The organism is Streptomyces sp. NPDC045998, assembly GCF_056430285.1.
Genome location: NZ_JBWKLJ010000001.1, coordinates 438,875 through 451,346 on the forward strand (window position 1 = coordinate 438,875; position 12,472 = coordinate 451,346).

At 70.3% G+C, this 12,472-nt stretch carries 11 protein-coding genes; 6 read left to right on the forward strand and 5 right to left on the reverse strand.

Annotation, left to right across the window (positions count from 1 at the left end; translation table 11 throughout):
- Positions 1 to 144 precede the first annotated feature (144 nt).
- The 3 genes from AC07FJ_RS01915 to AC07FJ_RS01925 form a co-directional block, all read right to left on the reverse strand.
- Positions 145 to 1,047: a DUF4429 domain-containing protein gene (locus tag AC07FJ_RS01915; protein WP_479044255.1), complete on the reverse strand. Its 903-nt coding sequence runs from the start codon at positions 1,045 to 1,047 to the stop codon at positions 145 to 147.
- Positions 1,048 to 1,131: 84 nt separating this feature from the next.
- Entirely contained in the window at positions 1,132 to 2,448 is a 1,317-nt protein-coding gene (locus AC07FJ_RS01920; protein ID WP_479044258.1) for an alpha/beta hydrolase, read from the reverse strand.
- A gap of 260 nt (positions 2,449 to 2,708) precedes the next feature.
- Positions 2,709 to 3,380 (reverse strand): TetR/AcrR family transcriptional regulator, encoded by a 672-nt coding sequence (locus AC07FJ_RS01925; RefSeq protein WP_479044261.1) that lies wholly within the window; start codon positions 3,378 to 3,380, stop codon positions 2,709 to 2,711.
- Positions 3,381 to 3,495: 115 nt separating this feature from the next.
- On the opposite strand from AC07FJ_RS01925, the gene AC07FJ_RS01930 reads away from it, so the two are divergent.
- The gene (locus AC07FJ_RS01930; protein WP_479044263.1) at positions 3,496 to 5,124 is read left to right on the forward strand and encodes an MFS transporter; all 1,629 of its coding nucleotides are present in this window, start codon (positions 3,496 to 3,498) and stop codon (positions 5,122 to 5,124) included.
- 257 nt (positions 5,125 to 5,381) lie between these two features.
- The gene (locus AC07FJ_RS01935) at positions 5,382 to 5,798 is read left to right on the forward strand and encodes a peptidase inhibitor family I36 protein (protein ID WP_479044265.1); all 417 of its coding nucleotides are present in this window, start codon (positions 5,382 to 5,384) and stop codon (positions 5,796 to 5,798) included.
- A gap of 89 nt (positions 5,799 to 5,887) precedes the next feature.
- Here AC07FJ_RS01935 and AC07FJ_RS01940 read toward each other — a convergent pair whose 3' ends face one another.
- Together AC07FJ_RS01940 and aceE are read right to left on the reverse strand one after the other, a co-directional pair.
- The gene (locus AC07FJ_RS01940; RefSeq protein ID WP_361414004.1) at positions 5,888 to 6,640 is read right to left on the reverse strand and encodes a potassium channel family protein; all 753 of its coding nucleotides are present in this window, start codon (positions 6,638 to 6,640) and stop codon (positions 5,888 to 5,890) included.
- A 114-nt stretch (positions 6,641 to 6,754) separates the two neighbouring features.
- The gene (gene aceE / locus AC07FJ_RS01945) at positions 6,755 to 9,502 is read right to left on the reverse strand and encodes a pyruvate dehydrogenase (acetyl-transferring), homodimeric type (protein ID WP_479044267.1); all 2,748 of its coding nucleotides are present in this window, start codon (positions 9,500 to 9,502) and stop codon (positions 6,755 to 6,757) included.
- 431 nt (positions 9,503 to 9,933) lie between these two features.
- Here aceE and AC07FJ_RS01950 point away from each other — a divergent pair, with 431 nt between their 5' ends.
- The 4 genes from AC07FJ_RS01950 (at position 9,934) to AC07FJ_RS01965 (ending at position 12,443) form a co-directional block, all read left to right on the forward strand.
- Positions 9,934 to 10,377, forward strand: a complete 444-nt coding sequence (locus AC07FJ_RS01950) for a DUF3052 domain-containing protein (RefSeq protein ID WP_468295690.1) — start codon at positions 9,934 to 9,936, stop codon at positions 10,375 to 10,377.
- A gap of 179 nt (positions 10,378 to 10,556) precedes the next feature.
- Positions 10,557 to 11,042, forward strand: a complete 486-nt coding sequence (locus tag AC07FJ_RS01955; protein ID WP_361414013.1) for a peroxiredoxin — start codon at positions 10,557 to 10,559, stop codon at positions 11,040 to 11,042.
- A 113-nt stretch (positions 11,043 to 11,155) separates the two neighbouring features.
- Positions 11,156 to 11,731, forward strand: coding sequence for a TerD family protein (locus tag AC07FJ_RS01960; RefSeq protein WP_361414016.1), 576 nt, complete (start codon positions 11,156 to 11,158; stop codon positions 11,729 to 11,731).
- Positions 11,732 to 11,867: 136 nt separating this feature from the next.
- A complete protein-coding gene (locus tag AC07FJ_RS01965; protein ID WP_361414019.1) occupies positions 11,868 to 12,443 on the forward strand; it encodes a TerD family protein in 576 nt (191 codons plus the stop codon).
- The last annotated feature ends 29 nt before the right edge of the window (positions 12,444 to 12,472 follow it).

Below are 12,472 nucleotides of genomic sequence, written 5' to 3' on the forward strand. Positions count from 1 at the left end.
GAGTATCGAGTGGTCGTGCCCATGCCTGACGCCTGTGTGTCCAGGCCCGGCGGTGCAGCTCCGCCATGCCTCACAGCTCCGCCGTGCCTCAGAACCCCTCGCCATGCCGCAGAGCTTCGCCATGCTTCAGAGCCCCGCCGTGCCTCACAGCTCCGCCAGCAGCTCCGCCTTCTTCGCCGTGAACTCCTCGTCGGTCACCAGCCCCGCCTGGTAGAGCTCCCCCAGGTGCCGGATGCGTTCCGCGATGTCCGCCGGGTCGCGCCGCCCGGCTCCCACGGTCACCGGCACGGGCACGGGCACGGTCGCCGGGCCCACGGCCGCGGAACCGTCCCTGCTCCCGTCCCGACCTCCGTCGCGTACCGCCGCGAGCACCGCCGCCGCGAAGGGCAGCGACTCGTGCACGGGTCCGTACCCGAGGCCGAAGACGACGGCGGCGGGGTCCTGGTCCGCCTGGGGCTCCGGGGTGTGGCCGCGCCGCAGCAGCCGGAGGTAACCGTCCAGGACATCGGGCGAGCGCCACTCGACGCCGGAGAGCTCCCGTACAGAGAAGGACTGGTCGCCGGCCTTCCACTTGGCCGAGGAGGCCCCGGTCCAGAACCACCGGAACGCCACCTGGCTCCCGTCGAAGGACGCCTTCCCGTCGTACGCCTTGAACTGGAGCGGCGCCTCGGGGGCCGCCACCAGGAACCGCTCGGCGGGTTCGCCCGCGCGCGGCCCGAGCTGGGCGCGCAGTTCGTCGGCGTAGTACTCGGCGAGGGTCTCGCGGTCGGCGGGCAGGACGAGCCGATAGGGGTCGATGCCCTCCTTCAGCTGGCCGGCGGCCGCCTCCATCAGCGGATCGGCGCCCGGTCTCGGTACCGCGTGCAGCACGACGGTGCCGCGTTTGCCCGGGGAGAGGGTCACCGACGCCAACGCCTCGTGGGGAATGCGTCGTTCGCGCAGCGTCTGGAAGAGCTTCGGTGCGCGTATCCCCCGTTCGAAGCGGATGAGCACGGCGTCGGTTTCGAACTCCCAGGAAGCATGAATTCCGGCCAGCACATCACCCATGCGCCTCATCGTATGCGGCGTGCGCCCGCGCGTCGCCCCTCGAAAGTTCCGATGTGCGCCACACTGCGCGCGCCTCTACGCGCGTCAGGCGGCGCTCGAACCGGAGATTCCACTGCGGCAGGCGTCGTCGGCGCCACGTCCGCCGCGTCCGCCACCGCTGTCGCCGTCGTCTCGCGCGTCGCTGGCGTCGCTGCCGTCACTGTGGCTGTTCTCGCCACTGCCACTGCCGCTGCCGCCGCCCGCGCAGCTGACGCTGTCGTACGCGCCGACGCCTATCGCCGCGAAGTTCTCGAGGCTCTCGGTGCCCGGCTCGAAGTACCCGGCGTGGCCCACGGCACCGGACGCCGACAACACGCGCGCGCCGAACTCCGGCGCCACCGGGTCGGCCCCGTGGCCCAGCCCGCCGACGTCCAGGTACGGCACGTCGGCGATCCAGTCGTCGGCGTCGCGCATGGCCCACACGCGGGCGCGGGTGCCGAGGGCGGCGGCGCTCTCGGCACGCATGCCGGGGCTGCCCGCGACGGCGACGTCGGAGACGCGCGCGGGCAGGCGGCGCGCGGCGACACCGCAGACGACGGAGCCGTAGCTGTGGCAGAAGAGCGAGACCCGCGAGTCCCCGGGCAGCGCGCCGGTCATCGACACCAGCCGCACCGCGCCGTCGGCGGCGAGCCGACCGGTGGCGGCGTCCATGCCGACCCCGACGGGCGAGGTGTAGTCGGCCCAGGCGATGACGGCGGTACGGGTGGTGGGGGAGGCGGCGCGTTCGGCGGCGTACAGCGACTGGGCCATCCCGACGGGGGCGGTGTACTTGCGGGCGCTCTTCTGGAAGGTGATCAGGTTGGTGTCGACCCCGGGCACGATCACCGAGACGCGTTCGGCGCGGTCGAGGTCACCGAAGACCTCGGCCACGCGGCCCTTGCCGGACGGGTCGAAGGAGAGGATCTGGCGCCCGTCGCCCATGAGGGAGGTGAACCGGTGCGCGCGGCGCAGGGCTTCCTGATGCCCGGCGGCGGACAGGCGGCTGTCCGCCGCCCGCTTGCGCTCGACGTCGAGGGCCCGGCCGAGGGCGTAGCGGTTGGCGCGGTAGCGCAGCGTGACGGGGGCGCCGTCGAGGTTGCCCACGACGAGGGGGTGCTCGGCGGCGAGCTGGTCGCGCTGCGGGGCCTTGAGCGCCCGGAAGAACGCCGCGATCACGCCCGGCGGCGCCTCGGGGTCGGGCAGCTCAAGGGTACCGATCCGGCCATTCCGCCATGCGGCGAGCGCGGCCTCGCGCGGCTCTCCCGGCGCCCCCTGGGGGCGTATCGCCGTCCAGCCGGTGGTCATGAGGAGGATGAAAACCACCGCGAGAGCGAGCAAAGTGCGCCAGACGGTGAGCGTGGGAGAGGAGTCGAAGGAAGTCACTGCGGGACACCCTAGGAGAAGCGCGTGGGGCCTCGCGAAACGGGTGACGCAGATCACGCTTAGGGGAGGGAAAGCGGGGAAGCGCGGTCACCCACTGTGCGCACCCCGCGCACCTTTGCGCCCGGGCGCACGCGACGGCGCGCCCGGCTCCGACGGCGTACGCACCCGCTACGGCCCAGGCGTAGGCCACGGCCCAGGCGTACGCCACGGTCCAGGCGTACGCCACGGTCCAGGCGTACGCCACGGTTCTGCGCGTCCGGCTACGAGGCAGGCGCGCCCGAGCGGGCCGGGTCGCGCCAGGCGCCGGCGAGGGCCGGGCCCAGGTGGTCGAGGTAGGACTCGGTGAGGGCGCGGATCGCCTCCAGGGAGGCGTCCTCCCCGCGGCCCCACAACTGGCCGGTGATCCGCATGACGCCGCTGAACGCGGCGACGGCGACGCGCGGCCGCGGATCCGCGTCCACGTCCAGCCCCTCGCGGTCGGCGATGAGCCGGGCGATGTTCTCCTCCATCTCGATGGAGCGGCGCAGATGGACGGCGAGGAGCGCGGGCGTCGACTCGATCACCTGGAAGGTGCGCAGGTACAGCTCGACCGGGACGACCTCGGTGATGGCCTCTTCGATCGTGTCCCAGGCGGACAGGAGGGCGTTGCGGAGGGCGTCGAGCGGGGCCTCGTGGGCGGGGCGGTCGCACAGCGCGGTCACGAAGTGCCGCTCGACCATGTGCTGGACGGCGAAGGCGACCTCTTCCTTGCTGGCGAAGTAGCGGAAGAAGGTGCGCTGCGAGACGTCCACGGTGGCGGCGATCTCGTCGACGGTGGTCCGCTCGTACCCCCGGGTGGTGAAGAGCTCCAGCGCGGCGCGCACGAGGGCGTCCCGAGTGCGCTGCTTCTTCCGCTCGCGCAACCCCACGACGGGCGGCTGCTCAACCGTCACTTGATGGCCCTTGTCTCGACACTTTCACCAGCTCAGGGTACCTGTGAGCGATATGACAGTTACCGGCGTGTGAATTGCTTTGTCAATTGTCAGTCGCTGACACTAGCCTCCCGGTATGACTAGTCAGACCACCGTCAAGACGCCGTCGCAGGGTCCGGGGGGCCCGCAGGGCCAGGGCTCCCCAGGGGCACCTGGTAAGGGGCTGCGCGGCCATCCATGGCTAACTCTCTTCGCTGTTGCCGTGGGTGTGATGATGGTCGCGCTCGACGGCACGATCGTCGCCATCGCCAACCCCGCGATCCAGCGGGACCTCAACGCGTCGCTCGCCGACGTCCAGTGGATCACCAACGGCTACCTCCTCGCGCTCGCCGTCGCGCTCATCACGGCCGGCAAGCTCGGTGACCGCTTCGGCCACCGCCAGACCTTCCTCATAGGTATCGCGGGCTTCGCGGGGGCGTCCGCCGCGATCGGGATGTCCGACTCGATCGCCCTGGTGATCGCCTTCCGTGTGCTCCAGGGCCTGTTCGGCGCGCTGCTCATGCCGGCCGCGCTCGGCCTGCTGCGCGCCACGTTCCCGGCCGAGAAGCTGAACATGGCCATCGGCATCTGGGGCATGGTCATCGGCGCGTCCACCGCGGGTGGCCCGATCCTGGGCGGCGTGCTGGTCGAGCACGTCAGCTGGCAGTCGGTGTTCTTCATCAACGTGCCGGTCGGCGTCGTCGCCCTCGTGCTCGGCGTGCTGATCCTCAAGGACCACCGGGCGGAGAACGCCCCGCGGTCGTTCGACGTCGTCGGCATCCTGCTGCTGTCCGGCGCCATGGGGTCGCTCGTCTTCGGTCTCATCAAGGCCGGCGAGTCCTGGGGCTGGGGCGGACGCAACACCTGGCTCTGCATGCTCGGCGCCGTGGTCCTCTTCGCGCTCTTCGCCGTCTGGGAGACGAAGGTCAAGGAACCTCTCATCCCGCTGGGCATGTTCCGCTCCGTCCCGCTCTCCGCGGGTGTCGTGCTGATGGTCCTGATGGCCTTCGCCTTCATGGGCGGCCTCTTCTTCGTGACGTTCTACCTCCAGGGCGTCAAGGGGCTCAGCCCGGTCGACAGCGGACTGCACCTGCTGCCGCTGACCGCGATGATGATCGTCTCCTCGCCGCTGGCGGGCGCCCTCATCACCAAGTTCGGACCGCGCGTCCCGCTGGTCGGCGGCATGGTCTGCACCGCCGCGGCCATGTTCGGCATGATCACGCTCACGCCGGGCACGGGCACGCTCGCGATGTCGCTGTGGTTCGCCCTGCTGGGCCTCGGACTCGCGCCGGTCATGGTGGGCGCGACGGAGGTCATCGTCGGCAACGCCCCGCTGGAGCTCTCCGGCGTGGCCGGTGGTCTGCAGCAGGCCGCGATGCAGGTCGGCGGCGCGCTGGGTACGGCGGTGCTGGGTGCGGTGATGTCCTCCAAGGTCAGCGCCGAGTTCGCGGGCAACTGGAAGGCCGCCGGCATCCCGGTCCCGCCGGACCCGCGGCTGGAGGAGGCGGCGGAGTTCGGCATGGTCCCGTCCGAGCTGGCCAAGGCGCCCGGTATGACGCCGGACATGGCCGACCGGATCGGCGGGGTCATCCACGACACCTTCATGTCGGGCATGGGCATGGCGTTCACGGTGGCCGGCCTGGTGGCGGTCGTCGCGGCCCTGGTCGCGACCTTGACCAAGCGCGGCGAGAACGCCGAAGCGGGCGCGGGCGCCGCCCACATCTGACACCGCCGCTCCCCACTCATCGGTGCGGTTTACCGGTGCGGTTTACCGGTGCGGTCTATCGGTGTGGCTTAGCGGTGTGGTTTAGCAATGTGGTGGCTTCGGGCCCCGGCAGCACACGTCTGCCGGGGCCCGCGGTGTGTCCCGCGGCGGTCGGCCACACGATCGGGTGAATGCGGCGGGGCCCCCTTCCGCCCCGCGATCACTCTGCGTCACGCTATAGCCAAGTGATCGTCACGACACGTAACGGGGGACCCGTCATGCGTACCTACGCCACCGTCCTGCTCACCTCCACCGCCGCCGCGCTCGCCGCGTGCGCGGCGGGGCTCGCCCTGCCGGCCAGCGCCGGCGCGACCGTCACCACCGCCCCCGCGGCCCCCGCCGTGGCACCGCGGCTCGGACCATGCGACACCGGCCAGCTGTGCCTGTGGCCGAAGCAGGACTTCCGCGGCGGCCGGCAGACGTACGAGCTGACCGGCGTCGACATCGACAGCTGCGTCCCGCTCCCCGCGGGCACCACCGCCACCGCCGTCGCCAACCGCACCGGACGGCCCGTCACCACGTACCAGTCGGCCGAGTGTGCGGAGACCGGCGAATTCGAGACGTATCCGGGCGGCGGGACCTGGGTGCCCGAATCCCCGTACCAAGTACGGGCCTTCAAGGTCTGGGAATCATGAGCCGGGGTACCCGGACCCCAGCGCGTGGAACCCCCGGTCACGCGGCCGGACGTGGCGGCGGACCGGGCCGGATCGCGCGGCGCGGGACCTCAAGGCCGATCGGAGGGTGCCTGGGCGTGGCGCTGGGGCGGGACGCCCGCCGACAGGCGGGCGACCTCCGCTCGCAGGTCCTTGACCTCCTGCGTCAGGGCTTCGAGGAGCGCCGTCTGGCGGCGCTCCTCCGCGTCGTCCCGCTCGAAGCGGGAGATGAACCACGCTGCGATGTTGGCGGTGACGACACCGAGCAAGGCGATGCCGGAGAGCATCAGTCCCACCGCCAGCACGCGGCCGAGCCCGGTCGTCGGCGCGTGGTCGCCGTACCCGACGGTGGTCATCGTCGTGAACGACCACCAGACGGCGTCACCCAGCGTCTTGATGTTCCCGTCCGGCGCGTCCCGCTCCACGTGCAGCACGGCCAGCGAGCCGAACATCATCAGTCCCACCACCGCGCCGGCCACGTACGTGGTCAGCGTGATCTGCGGCGCCATCCGGGCCCGCCGCCCGACCAACAGCAGGGTGGAGACCAGCCTCAGGAGCCGCAGCGGCTGGATCAGCGGCAGCAGGACCGCGGCCAGGTCCAGCGGGTGGCGGCGCACGAAGAGCCACCGCTCCGGCGCCAGCACCAGCCGTACGACGTAGTCCACGGCGAAGGCGCCCCACACCACCCACTCCACCACCAGACAGCTCTGGTGGACCCAGGGGGCGGCGTCGGGCGCCACGATCGGTATCGCGTAGGCCACGCCGAACGCGACGGCGAGCCCCAGCAGCGGCGCCTGGGTGCGCGCCTCCCAGCGTTCGTTCATGTCCGGAATGCTAGGCGGGTGCGGGGAGACGCAGTCCCCCCGCACCGACCGCCGGGGCACCCACCGCCGGGGCACCTACCGCCGGAGCGTTCGCCGGGGCGTTCGCCGGGGTGCCTACGCGTCGCCGCCCGCCGCGCCCGGGTCGGCCGCCGAGACGTCGAGGAGCTGGTAGCGGTCGATGGCCTGCTTCAGCGCCGAACCGTCCACCTTGCCCGCCCGCGCCAGCTCGGTCAGCACCGCCAGCACGATCGACTGCGCGTCGATGTGGAAGTACCGCCGCGCCGCCCCCCGGGTGTCCGCGAAGCCGAAGCCGTCCGCACCGAGCGAGGTGTACGGGCCCGGGACCCAGCGCGCGATCTGGTCCGGAACCGACCGCATCCAGTCGGAGACGGCGACGAACGGCCCCTCCGCGCCGGACAGCTTGCGCGTCACGTACGGGACGCGCTGCTCCTCCTCCGGGTGCAGCAGGTTGTGCTGGTCGACCGCGACGGCATCGCGGCGCAGCTCGTTCCACGAGGTCGCCGACCACACGTCGGCGCGGACGTTCCACTCCTCCGCGAGGATCCGCTGCGCCTCCAGTGCCCACGGCACGGCGACGCCCGACGCCATGATCTGCGCCGGGACCGAGCCCGCCGCACCGGCGCTGATGCGGTGCAGGCCCTTGAGGATGCCCTCGACATCCACGTCCGCCGGTTCGGCCGGGTGCTGGATCGGCTCGTTGTAGACGGTCAGGTAGTAGAAGACGTCCTCACCCGCTGTGCCTTCGGCGGACTCCCCGTACATCCGGCGCAGACCGTCCTTGACGATGTGCGCGATCTCGTAGCCGTATGCCGGGTCGTACGCGACACAGGCCGGGTTCGTCGAGGCGAGCAGCTGCGAATGCCCATCGGCGTGCTGCAGGCCCTCGCCGGTCAGCGTGGTACGCCCAGCGGTCGCGCCCAGAACGAAACCGCGCGACAGCTGGTCGGCCATCTGCCAGAACTGGTCGCCGGTCCGCTGGAAACCGAACATCGAGTAGAAGACGTACACCGGGATCAGGTGCTGGCCGTGCGTCGCGTACGCCGACCCGGCGGCGATCAGCGAGGCCGTGCAGCCGGCCTCCGAGATGCCGTCGTGCAGCATCTGACCGGTCGGCGACTCCTTGTACGCGAGCAGCAGCTCGCGGTCGACCGCCTCGTACTGCTGCCCCAGCGGGTTGTAGATCTTGGCGCTCGGGAAGAAGGAGTCCATACCGAACGTGCGGTATTCGTCGGGCGCGATCAGCACGAACCGCTTGCCGAGCTCCTTGTCCCGCATCAGGTCCTTCAGCAGGCGGACGAACGCCATCGTCGTCGCGATCGACTGCTGCCCCGAGCCCTTCTTCACCGCCGCGTACGCCTTGTCGTCCGGCAGCGCCAGCGGCTTCGCCCGCACGACACGGGTCGGGACGTACCCGCCCAGCGCCCTGCGGCGGTCGTGCATGTACTGGATCTCCTCGGACTCCGGGCCCGGGTGGTAGTACGGCGGCAGCCCGTCCTCGAGCTCCTTGTCGGCGATGGGCAGGTGCAGCCGGTCGCGGAAGCGCTTCAGGTCGTCGACCGTCAGCTTCTTCATCTGGTGCGTGGCGTTGCGGCCCTCGAAGTTCGGGCCGAGCGTCCAGCCCTTGACCGTCTGCGCCAGGATCACGGTCGGCTGGCCCTGGTGCTCCACGGCCGCCTTGTACGCCGCGTAGATCTTCCGGTGGTCGTGACCGCCGCGCCCCAGCATCAGGATCTGGTGGTCGGTCATGTTCTCGACCATCGCGCGGAGCCGGTGGTCGCCGCCGAAGAAGTGCTCCCGGATGTACGAGCCGGTCTCCGTGGCGTACGTCTGGAACTGTCCGTCGGGCGTGGTGTTCAGCTTGTTGACCAGCACGCCGTCGCGGTCCTGGGCCAGCAGCGGGTCCCAGGAGCGGTCCCAGATCAGCTTGATCACGTTCCAGCCGGCGCCGCGGAACTGCGACTCCAGCTCCTGGATGATCTTGCCGTTGCCGCGCACCGGGCCGTCGAGCCGCTGGAGGTTGCAGTTGACGACGAAGGTCAGGTTGTCCAGGCCCTCGCGGGCGGCGATCGACAGCTGGCCGAGCGACTCCGGCTCGTCCATCTCGCCATCGCCCAGGAAGGCCCAGACGTGCGACTTGGAGGTGTCGGCGATGCCGCGCGCGTGCATGTAGCGGTTCATCCGCGCCTGGTAGATCGCGCCGATCGGACCCAGGCCCATGGAGACCGTCGGGAACTCCCAGAAGTCCGGCATCGACCGCGGGTGCGGATACGAGGACAGGCCGTCGGGGTACTTCGACTTCTCCTGGCGGAAGCCGTCGAGCTGCGTCCCGGTCAGCCGGTCCAGCAGGAACGCGCGGGCGTAGATGCCGGGCGACGCGTGCCCCTGGAAGAAGATCTGGTCGCCGCCGTCGCCCTGGTCCTTGCCACGGAAGAAGTGGTTGAAGCCCACGTCGTAGAGGGACGCGGAGGAGGCGAAGGTGGCGATGTGCCCGCCGACGCCGATGCCCGGGCGCTGGGCGCGGGAGACCATCACCGCGGCGTTCCAGCGGGTGGCGTTGAGGATCTTGCGCTCGATCTCCTCATTGCCGGGGAAGAACGGCTCGTCCTTGGTGGCGATGGTGTTCACGTAGTCCGTGCTGCGCATCTCGGGCACGGCCACGCGCTTCTCGCGGGCCCGCTCGATGAGGCGCAGCATCAGATAGCGGGCCCGCTCACGGCCGCGTGCGTCGATGGCGGCGTCGAGCGAGTCCAGCCATTCCTTGGTCTCTTCGGGATCGAAATCCGGGACCTGGCTGGGAAGGCCGCCAATGATGATCGGGTTGCGATCGGATCCGGAAGCCACGCTGTTCCTTCTGGTCGGTGGAGCCTACGGGGAAGGGCCGGTAGTACGGTCGCGCCGCCACCATCGTCTACCCCGTGGAGGCAAACGTCATCTCTACTGTGAGGTAACCCCGGGGGGAGTCCCGGACCAAGATCCGGGGTGAATCGCAACCTTACGCCCGATTCGGCCCTGCGTTCGGCGGGATGATCGATCCTCTGCGGGCGCCAGGAGGGAGCAGAAGCCCCTAAAGTGGGTCAAGAGCCGCGGTTGCATGACGGGCGCGGGTGGAGCGGTACCTGGAGTTGGGGCGAGACGGCCCCAAAAGTCACCGTTTCGGCGGTCTCGGCCGCCGGGTACTTGCGCGATCCGCCCAGCACGTGTGGACTACGGCCAACGCCTCGCGTACGCGCGCGGCCGAAGCATTTTCCAAAAACACGATCAGGAGGCAAGCCGTGAGCGCGACCGCGGACCACGCGGAGGAGCGGACCAACCCGGCAGCGAAGCTGGGGTTCGAGCCCGGACAGGTGGTCCAGGAGATCGGCTACGACGATGACGTCGAGCAGGAGCTCCGTGAGGCAATCGAGGCCGTCACCGGCCAGGAACTCGTCGACGAGGACTACGACGACGTCGCCGACGTCGTGCTGCTGTGGTTCCGTGACGAGGACGGCGACCTCACGGACGCGCTGGTGGACGCCATCGGTCTGATCGACGAGGGTGGGGAGATCTGGCTCCTGACGCCCAAGACCGGCCGGGACGGCTACATCGAGCCCAGCGACATCAATGAGGCCGCCCAGACCGCCGGCCTCTCCCAGACCCGGAGCATCAGCTGGGGCAAGGACTGGACCGGCAGTCGGCTGATCACGCCGAAGGCGGCCAAGACCAGCACCAAGCGCTGACCCCGCCGACTCACTCGAGAGCTCTCAGGGCCCCCGCCGACACCGTCGGCCGGGGGCCCTGTGCGTAGGGTGGACCCGGCCGGAGCCCCGCCCGGCCCGCCCGCGCTCGCCGGCAGCCACCGGGCCGCCGGAAGCCGCCGGGATGCCACCGGATGCCCACTGGAAGGGATTGCGTTTTCATGACGATCGAGGCGACCCGTGCCGCTGAGCCGATCACCGTCGGCACCAAGGCCCCCGACTTCGAGCTGAAGGACAACCACGGGCGCACCGTGCGCCTCTCCGACTTCCGCGGCGAGAAGAACGTGGTGCTGCTCTTCTACCCGTTCGCCTTCACCGGCGTGTGCACGGGCGAGCTCTGCGCGCTCCGCGACGAGCTGCCGGCCTTCGTCAACGACGACACCCAGCTGCTGGCCGTCTCCAACGACTCCATCCACACGCTGCGGGTCTTCGCCGAGCAGGAGGGCCTGGAGTACCCGCTGCTGTCCGACTTCTGGCCGCACGGCGAGGTGTCGCGCGCGTACGGGGTCTTCGACGAGGAGAAGGGCTGCGCGGTGCGCGGCACCTTCATCATCGACAAGGAGGGCGTGGTGCGCTGGACCGTCGTCAACGCCCTGCCCGACGCCCGTGACCTGAACGAGTACATCAAGGCGCTCGACACCCTCTGAACTCTTCAGGCCAAGAGCCTGCTCGTCTCGGGAACCGGTCACTAGGATCCAGTCGTTGATCCGATGCCAACGCACGACGGGGGCGCTGCCCCTGGAAACCAATGGAGGGACTCGTGGGAGTCAGCCTCAGCAAGGGCGGCAACGTCTCGCTGACCAAGGAGGCCCCGGGCCTGACGGCCGTCACCGTCGGTCTGGGCTGGGACGTCCGCACCACCACCGGGACGGACTTCGACCTCGACGCCAGCGCCATCCTGACCGGCGAGGACGGCAAGGTCCGTAACGACCAGGACTTCGTGTTCTTCAACAACCTCAAGAGCGCCGACGGCTCCGTCGAGCACACCGGTGACAACCTCACCGGTGAGGGCGAGGGCGACGACGAGCAGATCAAGGTGAACCTCGCGGGCGTGCCCGCCGACGTCGCCAAGATCGTCTTCCCGGTGTCGATCTACGACGCCGAGAACCGCCAGCAGTCCTTCGGCCAGGTCCGCAACGCGTTCATCCGCGTCGTGAACCAGGCCGGCGGCGCCGAGATCGCCCGTTACGACCTCAGCGAGGACGCCTCGACCGAGACCGCCATGGTCTTCGGCGAGCTGTACCGCCACGGCACCGAGTGGAAGTTCCGTGCCGTCGGCCAGGGTTACGCCTCGGGCCTGCGCGGCATCGCACAGGACTTCGGCGTCAACGTCTGAGCCCGCGGCGACACCCGCCGCGCAGTCTCGTCCGGCGCCGCACGCTTCCCGCGTGCGGCGCCGGACGTGCCTCATCGAGCAGTACACGGCAGTACAGGCAGTACACGGCAGTACACCTCAGGGGAGGACCACCGTCATGGGCGTCACGCTCGCCAAGGGAGGCAACGTCTCCCTCTCCAAGGCCGCACCCAACCTCACCCAGGTGCTGATCGGGCTCGGCTGGGACGCGCGCTCCACCACCGGAGCGCCCTTCGACCTCGACGCCAGCGCGCTGCTCTGCCAGAACGGCCGGGTGCTGGGCGACGAATGGTTCGTCTTCTACAACAACCTCACCAGCCCCGACGGCTCCGTCGAGCACACCGGTGACAACCTGACGGGCGAGGGGGACGGCGACGACGAGTCCTTGATCGTGAACCTCTCGCAGGTGCCCGCCCACTGCGACAAGATCATCTTCCCCGTCTCGATCCACGACGCCGACCAGCGTGGCCAGACCTTCGGCCAGGTCGGTAACGCCTTCATCCGCGTGGTCAACCAGGCCGACGGCCAGGAGCTCGCGCGCTACGACCTCAGCGAGGACGCCTCCACCGAGACCGCGATGATCTTCGGCGAGCTGTACCGGTACGGCGGCGAGTGGAAGTTCAGGGCGGTGGGGCAGGGGTATGCGTCGGGGCTCCGGGGCATCGCTCTAGACTTCGGGGTCAATGTTTCCTAAAGCACTGCTCCGGGTCGGCTCAAAACCCG

What these genes read in the sequence shown, in the direction of transcription:
- AC07FJ_RS01965 (WP_361414019.1), top strand. Translation starts at nt 11,868, where the DNA reads ATGGGCGTCACGCTCGCCAAGGGAGGCAACGTCTCCCTCTCCAAGGCC.
- AC07FJ_RS01930 (WP_479044263.1), top strand. Translation starts at nt 3,496, where the DNA reads ATGACTAGTCAGACCACCGTCAAGACGCCGTCGCAGGGTCCGGGGGGC.
- AC07FJ_RS01955 (WP_361414013.1), top strand. Translation starts at nt 10,557, where the DNA reads ATGACGATCGAGGCGACCCGTGCCGCTGAGCCGATCACCGTCGGCACC.
- AC07FJ_RS01935 (WP_479044265.1), top strand. Translation starts at nt 5,382, where the DNA reads ATGCGTACCTACGCCACCGTCCTGCTCACCTCCACCGCCGCCGCGCTC.
- AC07FJ_RS01940 (WP_361414004.1), bottom strand. Translation starts at nt 6,640, where the DNA reads ATGAACGAACGCTGGGAGGCGCGCACCCAGGCGCCGCTGCTGGGGCTC.
- AC07FJ_RS01915 (WP_479044255.1), bottom strand. Translation starts at nt 1,047, where the DNA reads ATGGGTGATGTGCTGGCCGGAATTCATGCTTCCTGGGAGTTCGAAACC.